The following is a 19750-nucleotide window of genomic DNA, read 5'->3' as shown; positions in this document are numbered from 1 at the left end:
TACAGGCGGTAAGCTAGTAAAAAGGACTAACTAAAAATTAGTTAGTCCTTTTTAAATATGACTTATTTAGATTACTTATTGAAAGTTCCAGCTTCAACTTCACGAAGATAATCTGCAAGATGTTTGAAGTAAACTGGCGCATTATCAATCATGTGATGATGGCCACCATTAGGCGTTGTAACTAACTTAGCGTTAGGAATAACTTCAGCCATACGACGTGCTGAATCTAGCGGCATAGTTTCATGTTCACCAAATGTCAATAAGGTTGGAACATTGATATTTTTAATTTGGTCACGAACATCCCATTCGTTAAGTTTTCCAGTAACAACGAATTCGTTATCGCCTTGGAAAGCATTATAAACCGGAGTAGCCATAGTTGGTACTAAATGACGGATTGCAACTGGTTGTTTACGATCAACGTAACCAGCATTCAAAATGTCAACTAATTTTTGGTAACGTTCGTTGTCCCAGTCACCAGATTTTTCGCAGTCACGCATGAATTGAGCATCTTCAGGAGCAAGAGCTTCATCACGGATTGCATCTTGATGTTCCAAATATTCGTCAATGTTATCGACCATGGATGAAATGATAGCACCCTTAAGATGTTGACCATATTTAAGAGCATACATCATTGTTAATGCGCCACCCCATGATTGACCGATAAGGTAGAAATGATCAATTCCAAGTTTTTGACGAACTTCTTCAACTTCGTCTAAGAAGTAATCATATGATAGATATTTTTCGGCGATTTCAGGATCGGAGTAATCTGGTTGATCAGAATACCATGAGCCCAGTTGGTCATAGTAATGTACTTGGACGTTCAAGCCTTGCTTTAAAAGTTCATCGTGGAAGTTTTCCCAATATTCATGGTTTCCACCAGGGCCACCGTGAAGAGCTAATAGATGGATTGAATCGTCGTCACCATCAGTGTGAGACCATAAATGGTATCCATTATCTAGTGTTAAAATTGTTGTTCCTTGTTTCAAAACACTCACCTAGTTTCTTAAATTTAAGCTTATAATATCAGATTTGAAGGAAACTGACCAGAACCCATATTGATTTACCATTGGTTTAATCAATAATAAATTTAAAAATTAAATTAGTGTGCTAACTTTATTTTTAAATGACTTTGGTTTAACTGTAAAGAGTAAAGCAGTTCTTGGTTACCACGAATGGTAGTCTCAAAATCAGTAGCATAGATAACTAGTCCTAATTGATGACCGGCTAATAAGCGGTAGAACGTAGGTTGAAGTTCTAATTTTACATCATAGAATTGATGGGGTTTAACTTCATCAACACAATAATTATTAGTACGATTTTGTAAGTTGATATGGCCTTTGGAAATCATTTTCCAAGGAGTGACCGCATTTTGAAGCGTGAATTCGCGTAGATCATCAGTCCGCCAATCAAAACTACCACTCAAAGAGCGTGGTTGGAGAATGCTAGGTGAAGGATTGAGACGTTTAGCATCTCCAAAATCAACTAATTGGAAACTAAGCATCCCAAATGGTTGGTTAACTGCTACGTTAACGGAAACTTCAGGCGTACCATCGATTAACCAATCTTCTTTAGTTTGTGCTGTTTTAAAAATCAAGCGATTATTACGCATTTGATTTTTACCATTGGTGGCATGTTCTGTGTTTAGCAAATCAGTATGCCAATGCTTTAAATCATTTTTATACATTTCGAAAAATTCTGGATCAAGGGAATCTCGAAATGAAGCTGCCTCGTTTTTAGTCTCAGAAGCACGATCCACCAGCGTTTTAGCTTGTAGTGTAAATTCTCGAATCTCATCGTCCGCTGCTTGCCAATCTTGATAAGTGTTCCAAGTTTCAGGTTCAACATTATCTTGAATGATTACATTAGGAAGGACTTTGTTAGCCCCATTTTGAACGTCAAAAAGTTTGTAACTAAGCCATAGATTCATCATATCGGTGAAATCAATTGAACGAAAAGCATTGATATAAATGTGTTGACCTTGGTGCAGAATAATTTTCTTATTGATCGGTAAGTCCCGAACAGCGTTCCAAAGCTTACCTACATTTCGTGGTTTAACGTTCCAGTCGTTGAGGCCATGAACCATTATAATATCAGCTTTAATATTTTTAACGTTATTTAGATAATTCTTACTGTCCCAATATTTAGAATAATTACCTGAGTCACGGTCTTGATCTTTTTCAATACGTTTCAAAATTTGATCAAAGTGGGCTTTGATGCCTAAATAATCCCCAGCATCATGTTTACGACTTAAAACTTCAGCGGCCAGGACATCCATATCTTCGCCTTGGAAAGTATCTGGAGCAGCGACCAAACCACCGTCTCGGTAATAGTCGTACCAGCTAGAAATGGCTGCTTCTGAAATGATGGTCTCTAAGCCTTCCACCCCAGTGGTTGCAGCTGCAGTGGCGAGGGTGCCTAGATAAGAGCGGCCCGTCATGGCAATTTTATGATTAGACCAAGAAGCTTTAATCTCAAGATTATCAGTTTTGTTAGTAAAAGCGCGTCGATTGCCGGCTAGCCATTCGATGATTGCTGTAGTTGAAATGGTTTCTTCGACAGAGCCCGTATCACGAAGTCCATCAGAATCTCGAGTACCAATCCCAGCAGCATAAACCACGGCGAAGCCTCGAGATAAGAAGTAATTATTCAAAGTATAGGGCTGTTCGCGAGCAAAAGTTTCACTTGCTTTTGTAGCCATTCCAGCCACTTTACGTTCAGCAGGAAGTGTTTGGCTGAATGGTTCGGCAGTGACGTCGGATTTAGAAAGTTTTTGAACCGTTTTTTCAGTTAAAGGAACATCAACGTTGTGCGTAATTGCTTCTCCATAACTATCATTTGTCCCTTGATTATAAGGACTCGCTGTATATAGGACTGGAGCTTGGTATCCATGGGCAGTTTGAGCGGGTCGTAAAATTTCGGCTTTAAGTAAATCGCGCTGTCCATCGTGATCAGTATCGAGAGGGGCTTCCACATAAACTACTTCACGGATCAACTGATGAGGATCGAAGACTGCTTGGGCTTTTCCATTGAAGAAAAGGGGCTTAGTGGTCGTTGGGTAAAAACTAACGAAATAACCTTGTTGAGTTAGGCGGTCTAAATAGACTTCTCCATTTTTGGTGTGGGTAGTTAGTAAGTTATACCAAGCGTGTGCCACATCTGCACTAGTTTCAAAGTTTTTGAGATCGAGTTCTGGAAGTTGAATTTTGCTAATGGCACTAAGTGGATCTTCAATTTGATAATCAGTATCGGCTTCAAATTGAAGTAATTGGAGTTCTAATAAGATAAAAATTTCTAAAGTTAGTGGTTGATCACTTTCGAAAAAAGCCGCCATAGTTTGATCAGGGGTTGCGAGTAGGTTGCTTAACTTTTGTTGGAAAGTTGCTTCGCTATTACTTACGAGGCAAGAACGTTTTAGAAAATCTTTTAACTGGGCTTTCGGATCAGCTAATAAATCACCATCAATAAAATGAATGTTTTTTAATTCTTCAAGTTCGGTAGTGCGATCCAGTCGTATTCGACCGAATTGATTGTTTTTCATAACATGGAACCTCCACAATATTTATGTTTCATATTATACGCCTAAAGCAATAAAACATAATTAGGCCTTGAAATATTTTAAAAATAAGAAAAAGTTCGTTTTAAATTTCTTACAATTAAAAAATAAGCTTTTAGATCGTTTATAAGCATCTATAAACGAACGTTAGGTGTTGAAAACAATATTAAAGTATGGAATAATATGGAAGTTGATAAAAAAGATTTTGATGGGGGAACGAAATAATGGATCAAAAATTGGATGATAATGCTTCATATGGATTATTAGACCGAACGTTTCATCTTACAGAACAACATACTACGGTTAAAAGAGAAATTTTGGCTGGTTTAACGACTTTTGTTTCAATGGCATACATTTTGTTTGTTAATCCTACAATCCTAGGGCAAGCCGGGATGGATAAAGGAGCGGTTTTCACAGCAACGGCCATTTCAGCAATTATTGGCTGTGCGTTGATGGCCTTTCTTGCAAATTATCCGATTGCGATTGCTCCTGGATTGGGTGACAATGCCTTTTTCACTTTCTCAGTTGTTTTAGGAATGGGAATTCCATGGGAAAAGGCGATGGCCGGAGTATTTATTGCTTCTGTTTTATTCACGATTTTATCCTTCCTCAAAGTACGTGAAATTGTGATTGACTCGATCTCTAAAGATCTCAAATTAGCTATGGCGGCTGGGATTGGGATCTTCATCGCATTTATCGGGCTGCAAGGCGGTGGATTAGTTACAGCAAGTAAGACTTCATTAGTGGAGATGGGTTCCTTGTCCGTTCCCACAACGTGGTTAACCATTTTTGGAATTTTTGTAATCGCGATTTTAATGGCGAAAAAAGTGCCAGGTTCAATCTTTATCGGTTTAGTTTCCACTGCGATTTTAGGGTTGGTGACAGGTTTGATTAAAATGCCGGAGCATTTGATTTCCCTTGCTCCTAGTATGAAACCAACCTTTGGAGTGGGAATTGCTCATTTGCCTTCAATCGCTGACCCTGAGATGTGGGCCGTAGTTTTAATCTTATTGCTAGTTGCGTTTTTTGATACCGCTGGTACTTTAATTGGGTTAGCTCAACAAGCTGGAATTATGAAAAACAATAAAATGCCACGAATTGGACAGGCTCTAATGGCAGATTCAATTTCAATGTTAGCTGGATCAGTAATGGGAACTACACCCACAGCAACTTATGTGGAATCATCTGCCGGTATTGCAGTTGGTGGACGAACAGGACTGACTTCTCTAACCGTTGGAATCTTGTTTGTATTTAGTATGTTTTTCTCACCACTTTTAACAGTCGTTACAACGCAAGTAACTGCTCCAGCTCTAATCGTGGTTGGGGTATTGATGGCTTCTGCGCTTCGTGAAATTAATTGGGATAAATTTGAAATTGCTATGCCAGCCTTCCTCACCATTATTGGAATGCCATTGACTTACAATATTTCCTACGGAATGGCATTTGGATTCTTAACTTATCCAATCTTAATGACCGTTGCTGGTCGCCGTAAGGAAGTTAATTACGTTGTTTGGATTTTAATGGTCGCTTTCGCACTAATGCTATATGTGCTTAATAAACTTCCAAGTTAGTATGAAATAAATTAAAAGAGTTGTGATTAAAGACATTTGCCTTTATCACAACTCTTTTTTTATTGGGCCAGTTTACTATGATGAATTCCATAACTAAAGTAGATAATTAACCCAATTCCAAACCAGATGGCAGAACCAATCCAGGTTTCCACCGAAAGTGTGGTAATTAAATAGATACAAGCCAAGGCTGAAATGATGGGGATAAATGGATATCCGGGTACTTTAAAGCCCGTATTAGGAATATCTTGGCGATGACGCAGAGGAATAATTCCCAAGGATACCAAAGCGAATGCTAGTAAAGTCCCCATATTGACTAAGTTAGTTAATTGATCTAAAGGAACGAAGCCTCCTAGAAAGGCGATAAAAATGGTAACTACCACCATGGCATTGCGTGGCGAATGATGTTCACCCACTAGGTTTCCTAAGACCTTAGGCAACAAACCATCGCGTCCTGTAGCATATACCAGACGGGAACTTCCATAAATCATAGAAATCATCATGGTAGTCATTCCGGCTAAAGCGCCCAATGAAAGTAATCCGGCTACCCAATTTTGATGGACTAACTGTAAAGCTAGGGCAACGGGATTGGCAACATTGAGCTTAGTGTAAGGAACCATCCCCGTAAGAACCAAAGAAACGGCCACATAGAAGATGGTGGCAATAATTAAAGTTCCGATAATGCCAATGGGCATCGTTTTCGAAGGATTTTTAACTTCTGCTGCTGATGCAGAAACTGTATCAAAACCTAAATAAGCAAAAAAGACCGTTGAGGCACCGGCTAAAGTACCGTGCACGCCAAATGGAAAATAAGGTTTCCAATTAGTAGGTTTAACATAAAAGATTCCGACTAAAATAAAAATTAGAATGATAGCAATTTTAACAAAGACCATAAAGTTATTGATCCGAATGGACGACTGGAAGCCTCGATTAAGTAAAAATCCGATTAGCAAGACGATAATAATTGCGAATAAATTAATGTAAGTTCCATGACTTGGATTAAATGATCCAGAAATGGCAGTAGGGATGTGTATCCCAAAACCACCCAGGAGAGAACCAAAATAAGCGGACCATCCAGTGGAAACGGCCGCTACTGCTAAGACATATTCCAAAATTAAGGCCCAACCTAACACCCAACCGGGAAGTTCACCGTAAATGATGGTTCCATACGAATAGGCACTCCCAGCAACTGGAATAGAGGCTGCAAATTCGGCATAGCACATGCCGGCTAGCGCGCATACAATTGCAGCAATCACGAAAGAAATTGTAATCGATGGTCCAGCCTTCAGTGCTGCAACGGTACCAGGAAGGATGAAAATTCCAGTTCCAATTACTGCACCAATTCCGAGCGCCAGTAAGTCTTTTGGACCAATGGTTTTTTCGAATTTTGAGTCAGTCTTTAAGTAATTATCTAATGATTCTTTTCTCAAAATTTTATCTATTATTTTCATAACACACTTCCTTTTCTAATATCTTTCTAATAATACTGAATCAGTTTCACTACGTCAATCGGATTTCTTTTATTAAAAATGTAAATTTGATTAAATTAAAAGAACGGGACTGGTATAATTTATATGGAAGATAATGTGGAGGTTTTAAGATGGCGTTAGAACTTGATGGTGGAGCAGTAGTGTATCAGTTACGTAACAATCAGCCGTATTACTTGCTTTTAGAAAGTGCAACGAGTGGTTTTTGGGGTTTCCCCAAGGGTCATGTCGAAGATAAAGAGTCTGTGATTGAAGCAGCTCAACGTGAAATTCGCGAAGAGACAGGTATTATCACGAAAGTTAACGATAATTTTTTCGAGGTATTAAGTTACCAGGTTGGTAAAAACCTAAAAAAGGTTACATTATTTAGTGCTGAAGTTCCTTTAGATACGACATTACGGTTACAAGAAGCGGAAATTAGTTCAGCTGGATGGTTCGATTACATTACGGCGCGTGAAAAATTATCGTATTTAAACTTGAAACAAGCCTTAGATAAGGCTGATCATTTCATTGCGAGCATAAAACCAAGCGTATAGGTAAAATAAAAATTGTAAATAAGTACAGAAAAAGGGCTGCGACACATTTAAGTGTCACAGCCCTCTTATCCTCATTTGATAAAGCTTATTATAGAGTTTAAATTATGCTAGCTTGCTGAATGAATTATCTTCTAGGCTTTGAAGATTGCGAACAGCCTCTTCAATGGTTACGCCAGTTGCATGAAACTCTGGTTGGGCTTTATCATTAGCGATAAATACCTGCTTTTCTGTATCAAGAGCGATACTATACCATGCTGAGCTATATTTTTTGAATTGCATAATGATAAACCTCCTATCCTTAAAGTGTATTTTAGAAAGCTTTGAAAAGCGCTTTCATTTGTTAGGATACTTTAATTTACAATATTTTTGGAAAAAATGCAACTATTTTGAATTGAGGAGTTAAAAATGGATAAAGTTATTGTGATTGCTGGACCAACTGGATCGGGAAAAACGACGATTGCCGATTACCTTTACCAAAAATATGGAGTGATTAAGGTAATTACCCACACTACGAGACCAAAAAGAAAAAATGAGCAATCAGGAATCGATTATTACTTTGAAACAGACGAGACATTTGATGATAACCATTACTTAGAACAGGTGCAGTATTCTTACTATCGATATGGTTCTTCGTATGAGGGCCTTCGACGTGCTTGGTCAAAAAATTCAATTGCTAGTATTGTATTAGACACAGCTGGAGCAATAACTTACCTTAAAGAGTTAGGGGCACAGGTGGAAATCTTATTTTTACGGGTAAACGAAGAAAAAACTTTGAAGGATCGATTGTTAAAACGTGGTGATAGCTTAGAGGCAATCCAAAAAAGAATTGACAGTCCCGAATATCGACGCGACATGCAGTTGCCAGAAGAGCTTCAAGGGCGGGCGACGGTCATTAATAACGATGATTGGGAGCACACCAAACAAAAAATTGATCAATTTTATCAAAGAGTTAAAGAAGCAACCAAAAAGATACCAAATGAAGGTTAATTATGGTAGGGTAAAACGTAATGATTACTATTTAGAGGTGCAGATTTTTGAACAAAACTAGTAAAGAAATTGCGGTAAAAATTTTAAAAGCTAATAACTATAAATTAACTAAACAACGCCAGAGCTTACTCAATATTCTAGCTATCCATGAGGACCGCTACATGGAATTGACGGAGTTAGATCAGTTAATGCGCCAAGAGTATCCTAAAATGAGCTACAATACAATTTATCGAAACATTAAGGAATTTTCTGAAATTGGGATTGTTGAAGAAAATCAAAATGAAAATGATGGTAAAACCGAAGTAAAGTTAGATTGTAATGAACGGCACACTCATCATCACCATTTTATTTGTAATAACTGTGGCAAAGTACGGGAACTCCAAATGTGCCCTCTAAGCTTCTTTAGTGAGCAATTGCCAGGGGCTGAGATTACGGGACATCATTTTGAGTTATATGGGTTATGCGCAGATTGTAAGCAATTAATGGGTGAAAAGTAGATGATTTTTTTAAGTTATTGCAAACTTAATCAATATTTGAAATAAAAGCTAAATATTTTTGATATGCTTTTTTTAAAGACGGAGGGAAAGAGAAATGGCATATAGGACACCACCTTTTTTAACACCAATTGCGATTGTTACCATGGTCATTGCTTTAAGTGCTACAAACGTAATCGTTAATAAGGCGACCAACACTTCTGAAGGAGCGCCCGTGCGTTCTTCAAAAGTAATGAATAATGAAAGTAGTAGTAATTTAGACGATAAAAATTCATCTGATGATAAATCAAGTAAAAGTTCCATGGATGAAGATAGTAGCTCTAAAGATGATGAAACAAGTAGTTCCAAAGAAGATGAGACAATGGATTCAAATAGCACCGAAGACTCACAAAGTGATGCGGAAAGCTCATCAGATGCTACGGCAAGCAGTGGTAAAACTAGCACAAATACAAATGAAAATAATAATGACGATACTACTAATAATGCATCTAGTGATGCTGACACGGATACAAATCAAGCATCTAGTGCAGCACAAAGTTCGGCAGGTACCACAACTCAGAATGCCCAAGCTGCATCAGGTAGCTCGGCGACTAGCACACAATAGGGGGAATTAACGTGATTTCATTTCTTACATTAGCGAGCCATTATATGGGAATGATCAATGTTAAGAGTAAACTAAAGAATCAAGTTTACACGGTCATGGCATTCGTCGGAAATTGGTATTTACTATATATTGGTATTCGTTTCTTACAAAATGGACGCTATCTTAGAGGATTATTGCTATTAGCAATCTTTTTAGTGTTCTTGTATTTTTCAATTATGAATATTTACTACTTCTTCACGACTAAGAAAGCACCTTTTGATATTTCTCCTATCTTGGAGAAATATGTGGGTGGTGCTCCGGAAGAAATTCGAGAAAAAGAAGAATTTAGACGGCGCTTAGCCCAAGTGGAACGCCAAAGTCGTCAAGCTAGCAGTTCACCAGCAGGGATGTTTGACCAACGGATGCTACTACCTGCACAGGTCGAATCCACGGGCGAACAAAAGCGAAATATTGAACAAATTGCGATGTTGATGAAAAATGCTGGAATCCTTTTTGAGGATTACGGTGGACGAAGTGATGAACAGATTAAGGAACAATTACAACCAGGACAAACGGAAGTTTACGCTATTGGGGACGAAGGCATTCAATTCCCATTTGCTGACATAAAAATGATTAATGGGCAGCCTACCATTTATGCTGGATTAAATCAGATGGAAGAGTTACCAGTTGGCGTAATTACCAAAGTTGGGGCAGCTAGTTTCGAAGCTGCTAAACAAGAAAATCACCTTTACTTGGCGGATGTATTATTAAGTGGCGGTGAGAAGAAAATGATAGGACGCTCAGGGATTATCACTGAAAATGAAAATTTTTTTATAAAAGTGAATATTGCCTATAAACGCCGTAATACCTCGCTTCATGAGGTTTAAAGTATAAAATAATTAAGGACTGTTCAAGCGATATGCTTTGACAGTCCTTTTTTTGTCGCTTATATTTTAAATAGGTATAGAAAAAATGGGAGCTTATAGGTTGTATAAGGATTCGTTTAAATAACCGATGGGCGCAGCTGGAGGGATTTATTATGTCAATGATCGAATTTCATAATGTTGAAAAGTACTATGGGAAGTTCCACGCCCTGACAGATATCAATTTAACGATTGAAAAGGGTGAGACAGTAGTTTTGATTGGACCATCTGGTTCTGGTAAAAGTACTTTAATCCGAACTATTAACGGATTGGAAAGTATTAATAGCGGACAACTGGTAGTTAACGGGTTTGATTTGGCTAGCAAGAAGACCAATATGAATAAGATTCGTCGTGAAGTAGGCATGGTTTTCCAACATTTTAATTTATACAACAATAAAAGTGTGCTTGAAAATATCATGTTAGCTCCTCGTGTAGTTCTAGGACGGAAGGATGATGAAAATAAAAAAGTTGCCATGGAATTGTTAGACTTAGTTGGGCTAGCAGATAAGGCAGAAAGTATGCCATCGATGCTTTCTGGTGGTCAAAAGCAACGAATTGCAATAGCTCGGAGTTTGGCTATGCATCCAAAGTGTATTTTATTTGATGAACCAACATCAGCTTTGGATCCAGAAATGATTGACGATGTTTTAAATGTAATGAAAAAGATTGCTAAAGATTCTTCGATGACCATGGTTGTGGTAACCCATGAAATGGGCTTTGCTCGTGAAGTAGGGGACCGCGTTATTTTCATGGACGAAGGACAAATTCTAGAAGACGATCAAGCTAAGGAATTCTTTGATGGACAACCAAGTAATGAACGAGCACGCCAATTCTTAAGTAAAATTATTAAACATTAGGAGGGGAGAATATGCGAAAAATACTGAAAAGTGTCGCCCTCATTTTCACCCTCATGGCAAGTTTAGTGTTGTTAAGTAGTTGTGGTGCGAAGGGTGAAGTAAAAAATATAGATGCTTGGGATCAAGCCCAAAAGACGGATTCCATCACTTGGGGTGTTAAAGCCGATACTAAACTGTTTGGTTTGATGGATGTTAAAGATTCACAAATTAAGGGATTTGATATCGATATTGCCAAAGCGTTAACCAAGCAAATGCTCGGAAAAAAGGCCAAAGCCAACTTTATCCAAGTTACGAGTCAAACTCGGATACCTTTACTGAAAAACGGTAATTTAGATGCAATTATTGCTACGATGACAATCACGAAAGAACGTGAAAAAGTTGTCGATTTTTCAAATTCATACTTTGATGCTGGTCAATCGCTTTTAGTTAAAAAAGGTAGCTCCATTAAGAGCGTTAAAGATTTGAATAAGCCCGGAACTAAAGTGATCGGGGTGGTTGGATCTAATTCCGTCGAGAATATTAAAAAGTTTGCTCCTAAGGCGCAGGTAATTCAGCTTCAAGATTATGCTCAGGCTTTGACCGCTTTAAAATCTGGTCAAGGAGCAGCGTTAACGACTGATAATGGTATTTTATTTGGGATGGCGGTCGACAATCCTAATTATCAAGTTGTTGGAAAAGCCTTTACTAAAGAACCTTATGGGATTGCAATTAATAAAGGACAAGGTCAGTTGAAAAAGCATCTCAACCAAGCCTTGAAAGAATTGGAAGAAAGTGGCGAGTACAACAAACTAGTCGAAAAATGGTTTGGAAATATCGCTGGATTTGACTACAAGGAGGTTGAAAGATGATTAATATAATTGCTAGTCATGGCTCAGAACTTCTAAGTGGACTGGGACAAACCGTCCTTTGTAGTGTGATTGCACTATTCTTTAGTTTGATCATCGGATCAATGTTTGCGATTTTTGAAGTTTTACCAAGTAAAGTATTACACACCATCGGTAGAATCTATGTAGAAGTGGTAAGAAACATTCCGTTACTAGTAGTAACGATGTTTTTCTACATCGTAATTCCTCAATATGTCGCTTCGATTAATGGATTTGTTGCTGGAACGATTGGATTAACCATTTATACATCAGCCTTTATTGCTGAAACCGTCCGAGCGGGAATTCAATCAGTTAGTGGTGGGCAAATGGAAGCAGCTCGCTCAAACGGAATGACTTATTGGCAAGCAATGCGTTACATCGTGTTACCTCAAGCCTTTAAGATTGTGATTCCACCTCTAGGTAACCAATTTATTAATTTGGTTAAGAATTCATCAGTACTTGCTTTCGTAGCCGGCTTTGACTTGATGTATGTAGGAAATGATATTGCTTCTACTTCCTTTGATACGATTAATTCGTATTTAGTAGTGGGAGTTATGTACTTAATTATAACTATGCCACTCAGTTACTATATGCGTTATCTTGAAAAACGGACGAATCGAGGTGCTGCATGATGAAATCATTTATGGATGCTTACTCAGCAGTAAATTTAATGTTTTTATTAAAGGGGCTTTGGATAACCGTTGAAGTTTCGGTTATCTCAATTATCCTAAGTTATATTCTAGGTGGAATATTAGGATTTATTCGGTATATGAGAATAAAGTATTTTTCAGCGATTGTGGGTTTCATCATTGATTTGATCCGTAATTTACCGTTGATTTTAATTTTCTTCTTTGTTTATTTCGGTTTACCTAACTTAGGTTTGAGAATTGAAATTATTCCTTCATCTATCCTAGCTCTAACCGTTTTTGAATCGGCGATGCTAGCTGAAATTATTCGTGGAGGAATCGAGTCAATTTCTAAAGGGCAAATGGAAGGTGCTCGAGCTAACGGGTTAACGTACTGGCAAGCAATGCGTTACATTATTTTGCCGCAAGCTCAAGTACGAATGATTCCGGCATTAGTTAGTCAATTTATTTCTTTGATTAAGGATACTTCATTAGCAACGATTATTATGCTGCCAGAATTGATGTATCATGCGCAAATCATTTATGGACAAAATACTAATTACATCATCCCAATGTTCGTTGCATTGGCTGTAATGTACTTTATTGTTTGTTATGCGTTATCACTATTTTCGCGTTACTTGGAAAAAAGAATTGCATCATAAAATTATACAAATAGGACGAGTAACCTCATCTAAGGTTACTCGTCCTATTTTTTAACATTGTGTTTACTGATCATTTTGACGGAGCCACTCAGTTCGCTTAAGTTTTGTGAAGTGTTCTTTGCGGATGTCGTCTAAGATCGGGTTATACATTTCATCGATGGTTAGTTCAGGTTTGAAACCTAGTTTCATTTGAACTCGCTTAGATTGGTGATTGCCATCATAGTAACCACACCAAATGTTAGATAATCCTAACGTGGTGAAGCCATCCTTGATGACCGCTGCTGTAGCTTCTGGGATTAGCCCTTGACCCCAGAATGGCTCTCCAATCCAATAACCAATTTCGGCATCATTAGCTCCCATGAAAGATTTCCCACCACCTTTGTTAACTATTTCTAGCCCGACGCTACCAATTGCCTCGTCGGGATTGTCCCTTAGAGTTACGGCATAAATAGTAGCTTGCATCAAATATTGTTCAATCAGTTGTCGGCTATTAGCGACGCTGGTATGGACGGGCCAGCCAGCAATGGGTCCAATTTTAGGATTTTTAGCATATTGATAGATGCTGGGAGCATCATCTGGTGTAAAAGGACGTAAATAAAGTCTTTTGGTTGAAATCGGCATTGTTTTTCTTTTCCTCCTATAATTTTTATGTCTTTTGGATGAGAAGATGAATTACTAGATTACTATTGGCTGTTAAAAATCCTCGGCGATCTTCTAAAGCAATAATTCTTTTTTGATTTTTTAAGTATGGTGCAACTTGCTGGTCAAATGATTCTGCACTGGAAGCTTTAATGGGAGTTAGTTGATACTCACCAGGTGCTATTTTTTGAGACGTAGGTTTAGTTGATACTATGCAAATATCGTAGTAGTCAGGAGTAATTACGTAATACAATTTGCGCAATATAAAGTCAGGATTCCAATTCCCATCCATAATTTCGGTTATTCCAAAATCATAATCGATGGGTAAGCGTTTGACCGATTGAAGATAAATTGGTGTTGCAACTTTTAGGGTAGGACTCGCTGAATTTTGATGGATATTTAACTGATCATCTAATATTTTCTCTAGCTGCTCCAACCGATGCCGTTTGGTCTGAATGGCTATTTTTTTAGCTAACAGTAAATCCGTTACGGATGGGTTGGTTTGCAAGATTTGCTTTATAGATGCCACTGAAAAATCCAATTGTCTTAAAAAAAGAATAAAGGATAGTTGGTATGCTTGTGACATACCGTATTTTCGATAGCCATTTGGTGCAATTTCAGCGGGCTTAAATAAGCCCTCATCTTCATAATAACGAATAGTATGATTTGTTGTTTTTAACAAACGTGCTAAGGTTGAGATAGTTACTAATTTTTCTGGCATGCCATCACCTCATTCATAGAGTATAAACCTTAGGGTAACCCGAAGGTCAAGAGGAGTAAAAAAACAGACGTCCATAATTGAGCGTCTGTTTTTACTTTAATTATTGGATTACATAACGAGCAAGGCGTTGATAATCTTTTTCTTTTAATTCTGCGGTAATTTCGGTTCCTTCTTCGGTATAATCGGTCTTTTTTACATCAGCGTTGCCGTTAAGAAAATCGACCACCTGTCCCTCGTTAAAAGGAATTAAGAACTTAGCTTCAACATAATTTTTGAAGACTTGTTTTTTAATTAAAGCGGTAACCATTTCTAGTGATTGAAGTTGTTTAGCTGAATAAGTTAATTCATTGCCATCTAGAGTGGGATAACTAACTCCAGCTAAATCGGCTTTATTAAAGGCGTAAATCATAGGAATATCGGTTACACCGATTTCGTTTAAGGTATCTTCTGTAGTTTGCATCATTTCACGATAGTGGGGGTCAGAAATATCAACAATTTGAACTAGTAAATCAGCTTTAGCAGCTTCCGCCAAAGTCGAACGGAAAGCTTTGACTAATTGATGAGGCAAATGGCTAACGAACCCGACGGTATCACTCAAAACTAATTCTTTTTGATCGGGGAACGTTAACTTACGCACGCTCGTATCCAAAGTAGCGAAGAGCATGTCTTTTTCAAAAACTTGTTTGTCTTCATTGCGACCATACATACGAACTAACCCGTTCATGGTAGTTGATTTACCAGTATTGGTGTAACCGACCAATGCAACACTTGGAATGTCTTTCTTATCGCGTTGCTTACGTTGAATGTCAGAAGAGGTTGTCATTTCCTTTAGTTCTTTATTAATATGATTAATTTTATTACGGATTGTCCGTCGGTTTAACTCCAGTTTAGTTTCACCGGAACCACGGTTGGTGAAGCCGCCTCCTGTATTACCAGCAGTTTGCTGATCCAAGCGTTGGGTGGAACTAGTACGTAATCGAGGTAGTTGGTATTGAAGTTTAGCTAATTCAACTTGAAGTTTAGCTTCACGAGAGTGAGCTCGATTAGCAAAGATTTCTAGAATTAATCCTGTACGGTCAATAAAATGTAGATTAGTTTCTTTTTCAAGATTAGTTAACTGGCTGGGAGAAAGTTCATCGTTTAAAACAATGGTATCCACCTCTAAGGCCGTTGCAATTTGAACCAGATCCTCAACTTTACCTTTACCAAAGTAAGTGGCGGCATTAGGACGCTCTAATTTTTGAGTCACTTGATCAACCACGTCCATATTGTTGGCCATGGCTAGCGACCTTAATTCATCCATGGCATAATCCAGGTTCATATTGGGGAGTTCGAGTCCCGCTATTAGTATTTTCTCATTCATAAAATAAATGGCCTCCAAAGTTTGAAAACGTTTAGATAATTATATCATGGAAGCTGATTAGTTACATGTAATTAACGTTTATGAGATAACATGGTGCTTTGGATTAGAGAATAGTTAAAATAATTAGAGTTTAATATTGATTTTAATATAATTTTAATATATACTCATTTTCATAGTAAAAGATAATTGGTTGAAAATATAGGGAGTGTGTGAGATGAAACTAAAAACAGTTGTAAAGCTCGGCTCAGTTGCATTAGCTTCAACGTTTGTTTTGGCAGCATGTGGTTCGAGCAATTCAAATAGTAAAAAAACAGCAAACATTCAAGAGTCTGCTGAATTAGCAACAATGGATCAATCTAAGGTTACAGATGTGGTTGGTTTTACCCAATTAGGTAGTACAGAAGAAGGACTATATCGAATTGGTAAGAACAATAAAGTTGAAAATGCGATTGCTACAAAAACTAAAGTTTCAGATGATCACAAAACTTACACATTTACTCTACGAAAAGGGGTTAAGTGGAGTAATGGCGATGAGGTAACTGCAAAAGACTTCGTATATGGTTGGCAAAGAACGGTAAATCCGAAAACAGCTTCCCAATACGCATATATCTTCTCGGGTGTTAAAAATGCCGATAAAATTGCTAGTGGTAAAGCGAACTATAAATCATTGGGAATTAAGGCTGATGGCAAGTATAAGTTGACGGTGACCCTTGATCGTCCGATTTCTTACTTTAAACTCCTGATGGGAATGCCAACCTTCTTCCCTCAAAATGAGAAGGCCGTTAAAAAGTACGGTGATAAGTATGGTACTTCGGCTAAAACAACAGTTTATAACGGTCCATATCGAATGGAAGGTTGGACAGGTTCTAACTTAAGCTGGAAGCTCGTTAAGAACAAGACTTACTGGGATAAGAAAAATGTCAAGATGGATACTTTGAACTGGAAAGTGGTTAAAGACACTGGAACGGCTCTGAACATGTATAATAGTAATAAGCTTGATCAAATGACCTTATCTAGTGAACAGGTTAAACAATACAAGAATAATAAAGACTACGTTAAGTACTTAAATGCTTCAACTTTCTACATTGAATATAACCAAAAGAAGGACAAGTACTTTAAGAATGCTAAAATCCGTAAGGCTCTTTCGTTAGCTATTAATCGTCAACAATTTGTTGATAAGATTAAAGGTGATGGATCAACGGTTGCAACGGGAGTAACGCCGGCTAAGTTGGCTAAGGATGAAAAGAATGGCAAGGACTTTGCTTCTGAAGTCGATGTTAAATCAGCTTCGGAATACAATTTGAAAGAAGCTAAAAAGTTGATGGCTGAAGGTCTTAAAGAAGAAGGTATGCGTTCATTGAACTTCCAACTTCTTAGTGATGATACTACCGCTGCTAAGCAGTCAACTGAATTCTTACAATCAGCATTTGAAAAGATACCTAATGTGAAAGTTTCGTTAAGTAACGTGCCATTTAAGAACCGTTTAGCAAACTCGGTCGATGGTAAATTCGATGCAGTTATTACAGCATGGAGCGCTGATTTCTCAGATCCAATCTCATTCCTTCAACTATTTACGTCTGGTAACTCACAAAATAACGGTAAATGGGCTAATAAGGAATACGATAAGTTGATTGAGGCTGCGAATACTACTGACGCTGGTAATACTGAAAAACGTTGGGATGATATGTTGAAGGCGGAACAAATCCTATTGAAGGATCAAGCAGTTGCTCCACTTTATCAACAAGGACAATCAATGTTGCGTAAAACCAACTTTAAGGGTATTGTGTATAACTCGGCTGGATTGAACTTTGATTACAAGCAGGCATATATCAAATAATTAAAAATGGGAACAAATTACATTGGGTGAGAGTGATACATTGCTCTTACCCTTTGTGCATATTGGACCAGAGATTGTGAGGGAGATTTATGGCAAGATATCTTGCAAGACGTGTTTTTTACTTGCTACTGACCCTGTTCTTGATTGCCAGCATTACGTTCTTTTTAATGAAGTTAATGCCTGGTACACCATTGAATAATCAAGCAAAGTTAACAAAAGCGCAAATTCAGATTATTTATGAACAATATGGGCTTAATAAGCCGGTGTGGCAACAATACTTGAGCTACATGATTAACGCAGTGCATGGAGATTTCGGAACTTCATTCCAGTTTAGTAATCAAGAGGTTTCTTACTTAATTGGTAGTCGAATTGGACCTTCTGCAACCATCGGGATTCAGGGAATGATTCTAGGTGTGGTTTTTGGAACCATTACTGGATCAATTAGTGCCATTCGCAAAAATACTTGGATTGATGGAACTGCTAATATTATTTCGATTCTAGGACTTTCTGTACCAAGTTTTGTTTTGGCGATTGTGCTCCAATACTACATCGGACTTAAATTACAATGGCTTCCAGTAGCCGGATGGGGTGGGTTTGCCAGTACAGTCCTTCCATCAATTGCTTTGGCAGCTAGTCCCTTTGCAACCACTTCTCGTTTTGTGAGAACCGAAATGGTAGATGTCTTAGGGAGTGACTATATTGAACTTGCTAGAGCGAAAGGAATGAGCAAAATGGGAATAGTTTTCCATCATGCTTTGCGTAATAGTTTGATTCCATTGGTTACCGTAGTGGGTCCATTAGCCGTCGCTATCATGACTGGTTCAATGGTTGTTGAAAATATTTTCTCAATTCCAGGAATTGGGGAACAATTCGTTAAGTCAATCTTAACTAACGACTATCCAACTATTATGGGTGTAACCATGTTGTACTCTGGTCTATTATGTTTAGTTCTATTATTAACAGATATCATCTATGGATTGATTGATCCACGAATTAGAATTACTGGAAAGGGGGAGTAATGTAATGGAAGAAAAAGTGAACTTACCTAAAGATGCCTTTCAACCCGTTAGTAAGGGTGAACGTTTAGATGATGAAAAAATTACTGCCCCGTCGAGAACGTTTTTGCAAGACGCTTGGCGGCGTTTAAAGGAAAATAAAGCAGCCTTTATCAGTATGTGGATTTTAATTATCGTTGCGATTTTTGCATTCACATCACCCATCACTGCTCCACATCCCAATAATTCTAATCCCGATTATGCTAACTTACCGGCTAAGGTTCCAGGAGTTAACATTAACGGCTTTAATGGAACAATTGTGCAAGGTGGGGAACGAATTGATGCTTATAAAGCTAATAAAGTTCCTTCAGATAAGTATTTCTACCTTGGAACAGATTATTTAGGACGTAGCTTAGCACAGCGAATCTTACATGGGACGATGATTTCTCTATTGATTGGGGTTTTCGCAACCATCATTGATTTACTAATTGGGGTAGGGTACGGGATCTTCTCGGCCTGGAAAGGCGGAAAAATCGATATTTTCATGCAGCGAATTATCGAAATTATGTCTTCCGTTCCTAATATTGTAATTATGGTTCTGCTACTATTGGTTTTCAAAAATGGTGGGATTTTACCGATTGTATTAGCGATTGCGATTAATGAATGGACTACAATGGCACGACTAACTCGAGCCCAGACTCTAAGTTTGAAAAATCAAGAGTACATTTTAGCTGCCCAGTCGCTAGGTGAATCGCCATGGAAAATCTCGGTTAAGCATTTGTTGCCTAACCTATCCAGTGTCATCATTATTCAAACTATGTTTACCATTCCAACGGCAATTTTCTTCGAAGCCTTCTTGAGTTATATCGGAATTGGTATTCAAGCTCCTACTGCATCACTAGGAACGTTGATTAATGATGGGCAACGTAATTTCCAGTTCTTACCATTCCAAATGTGGTATCCGGCAATTGTTTTGGCCATTATCATGATTGCATTTAATATTTTAGCTGATGGACTCCGTGACGCTTTTGATCCACGGACAGCCCGTAGATAGGA

At 37.9% G+C, this 19750-nt stretch carries 20 protein-coding genes; 13 read left to right on the top strand and 7 right to left on the bottom strand.

Annotated elements, in window-relative coordinates; all coding sequences use genetic code 11:
• Window positions 1–71 precede the first annotated feature (71 nt).
• Together HFC68_RS07020 and HFC68_RS07015 are read right to left on the bottom strand one after the other, a co-directional pair.
• Window positions 72–986 (bottom strand): proline-specific peptidase family protein, encoded by a 915-nt coding sequence (locus HFC68_RS07020; protein ID WP_011673044.1) that lies wholly within the window; start codon window positions 984–986, stop codon window positions 72–74.
• Between the two features lie 113 nt (window positions 987–1099).
• Window positions 1100–3538: a Xaa-Pro dipeptidyl-peptidase gene (locus tag HFC68_RS07015; protein WP_167399750.1), complete on the bottom strand. Its 2439-nt coding sequence runs from the start codon at window positions 3536–3538 to the stop codon at window positions 1100–1102.
• A 239-nt stretch (window positions 3539–3777) separates the two neighbouring features.
• Between HFC68_RS07015 and HFC68_RS07010 the strand changes: the two genes are divergently transcribed.
• Window positions 3778–5124 (top strand): NCS2 family permease, encoded by a 1347-nt coding sequence (locus HFC68_RS07010; RefSeq protein ID WP_029257742.1) that lies wholly within the window; start codon window positions 3778–3780, stop codon window positions 5122–5124.
• A 59-nt stretch (window positions 5125–5183) separates the two neighbouring features.
• Here the strand turns inward: HFC68_RS07010 and HFC68_RS07005 are convergent, their stop codons facing one another.
• Window positions 5184–6572: an amino acid permease gene (locus HFC68_RS07005; RefSeq protein ID WP_002832823.1), complete on the bottom strand. Its 1389-nt coding sequence runs from the start codon at window positions 6570–6572 to the stop codon at window positions 5184–5186.
• 149 nt (window positions 6573–6721) lie between these two features.
• Between HFC68_RS07005 and HFC68_RS07000 the strand changes: the two genes are divergently transcribed.
• A complete protein-coding gene (locus HFC68_RS07000; protein WP_002832824.1) occupies window positions 6722–7144 on the top strand; it encodes a bis(5'-nucleosyl)-tetraphosphatase in 423 nt (140 codons plus the stop codon).
• Between the two features lie 102 nt (window positions 7145–7246).
• Here the strand turns inward: HFC68_RS07000 and HFC68_RS06995 are convergent, their stop codons facing one another.
• Window positions 7247–7423: a hypothetical protein gene (locus HFC68_RS06995; RefSeq protein WP_002832825.1), complete on the bottom strand. Its 177-nt coding sequence runs from the start codon at window positions 7421–7423 to the stop codon at window positions 7247–7249.
• Window positions 7424–7549: 126 nt separating this feature from the next.
• On the opposite strand from HFC68_RS06995, the gene HFC68_RS06990 reads away from it, so the two are divergent.
• The 8 genes from HFC68_RS06990 (at window position 7550) to HFC68_RS06955 (ending at window position 13139) form a co-directional block, all read left to right on the top strand.
• The gene (locus tag HFC68_RS06990; protein ID WP_011673046.1) at window positions 7550–8131 is read left to right on the top strand and encodes an AAA family ATPase; all 582 of its coding nucleotides are present in this window, start codon (window positions 7550–7552) and stop codon (window positions 8129–8131) included.
• A 47-nt stretch (window positions 8132–8178) separates the two neighbouring features.
• Window positions 8179–8628: a Fur family transcriptional regulator gene (locus tag HFC68_RS06985; RefSeq protein WP_002832827.1), complete on the top strand. Its 450-nt coding sequence runs from the start codon at window positions 8179–8181 to the stop codon at window positions 8626–8628.
• 94 nt (window positions 8629–8722) lie between these two features.
• Window positions 8723–9229 (top strand): hypothetical protein, encoded by a 507-nt coding sequence (locus HFC68_RS06980; RefSeq protein ID WP_011673047.1) that lies wholly within the window; start codon window positions 8723–8725, stop codon window positions 9227–9229.
• Between the two features lie 11 nt (window positions 9230–9240).
• Entirely contained in the window at window positions 9241–10095 is an 855-nt protein-coding gene (locus HFC68_RS06975) for a DUF6681 family protein (protein ID WP_011673048.1), read from the top strand.
• 152 nt (window positions 10096–10247) lie between these two features.
• The gene (locus HFC68_RS06970; protein ID WP_011673049.1) at window positions 10248–10988 is read left to right on the top strand and encodes an amino acid ABC transporter ATP-binding protein; all 741 of its coding nucleotides are present in this window, start codon (window positions 10248–10250) and stop codon (window positions 10986–10988) included.
• 11 nt (window positions 10989–10999) lie between these two features.
• A complete protein-coding gene (locus HFC68_RS06965; RefSeq protein ID WP_011673050.1) occupies window positions 11000–11836 on the top strand; it encodes a transporter substrate-binding domain-containing protein in 837 nt (278 codons plus the stop codon).
• On the top strand, window positions 11833–12483 hold the full coding sequence (locus HFC68_RS06960; protein WP_002832833.1) for an amino acid ABC transporter permease: 651 nt from the start codon (window positions 11833–11835) through the stop codon (window positions 12481–12483). The genes HFC68_RS06965 and HFC68_RS06960 overlap by 4 nt, the downstream gene beginning before the upstream one ends.
• Window positions 12483–13139: an amino acid ABC transporter permease gene (locus HFC68_RS06955; RefSeq protein WP_002832834.1), complete on the top strand. Its 657-nt coding sequence runs from the start codon at window positions 12483–12485 to the stop codon at window positions 13137–13139. Before HFC68_RS06960 ends, HFC68_RS06955 begins: the two co-directional genes overlap by 1 nt.
• A 63-nt stretch (window positions 13140–13202) precedes the next feature.
• Here HFC68_RS06955 and HFC68_RS06950 read toward each other — a convergent pair whose 3' ends face one another.
• The 3 genes from HFC68_RS06950 to hflX all read right to left on the bottom strand — a co-directional run bounded on the left by HFC68_RS06950 (window position 13203) and on the right by hflX (window position 15862).
• Window positions 13203–13760: a GNAT family N-acetyltransferase gene (locus tag HFC68_RS06950; RefSeq protein ID WP_167399749.1), complete on the bottom strand. Its 558-nt coding sequence runs from the start codon at window positions 13758–13760 to the stop codon at window positions 13203–13205.
• A gap of 25 nt (window positions 13761–13785) precedes the next feature.
• Window positions 13786–14499 carry a MerR family transcriptional regulator gene (locus HFC68_RS06945; protein ID WP_167399748.1) on the bottom strand — a complete coding sequence of 238 codons (714 nt, stop codon included), beginning with the start codon at window positions 14497–14499 and terminating at the stop codon, window positions 13786–13788.
• A gap of 100 nt (window positions 14500–14599) precedes the next feature.
• On the bottom strand, window positions 14600–15862 hold the full coding sequence (gene hflX / locus HFC68_RS06940) for a GTPase HflX (RefSeq protein ID WP_011673053.1): 1263 nt from the start codon (window positions 15860–15862) through the stop codon (window positions 14600–14602).
• A gap of 214 nt (window positions 15863–16076) precedes the next feature.
• Here hflX and HFC68_RS06935 point away from each other — a divergent pair, with 214 nt between their 5' ends.
• From HFC68_RS06935 to HFC68_RS06925, 3 genes are all read left to right on the top strand, one after another.
• The gene (locus HFC68_RS06935) at window positions 16077–17699 is read left to right on the top strand and encodes a peptide ABC transporter substrate-binding protein (protein ID WP_167399747.1); all 1623 of its coding nucleotides are present in this window, start codon (window positions 16077–16079) and stop codon (window positions 17697–17699) included.
• Between the two features lie 89 nt (window positions 17700–17788).
• Window positions 17789–18718: an oligopeptide ABC transporter permease gene (gene opp3b / locus HFC68_RS06930; RefSeq protein ID WP_105766132.1), complete on the top strand. Its 930-nt coding sequence runs from the start codon at window positions 17789–17791 to the stop codon at window positions 18716–18718.
• Window positions 18719–18722: 4 nt separating this feature from the next.
• Complete coding sequence (locus HFC68_RS06925; protein ID WP_002832840.1) at window positions 18723–19748, top strand: ABC transporter permease; 1026 nt, start codon at window positions 18723–18725, stop codon at window positions 19746–19748.
• The last annotated feature ends 2 nt before the right edge of the window (window positions 19749–19750 follow it).

Origin of the sequence: Pediococcus sp. EKM201D, from assembly GCF_011800215.1 — a bacterium.
Taxonomy (GTDB): Bacteria; Bacillota; Bacilli; order Lactobacillales; family Lactobacillaceae; genus Pediococcus; species Pediococcus pentosaceus.
This window is presented reverse-complemented; position numbering and strand designations above follow the sequence as displayed.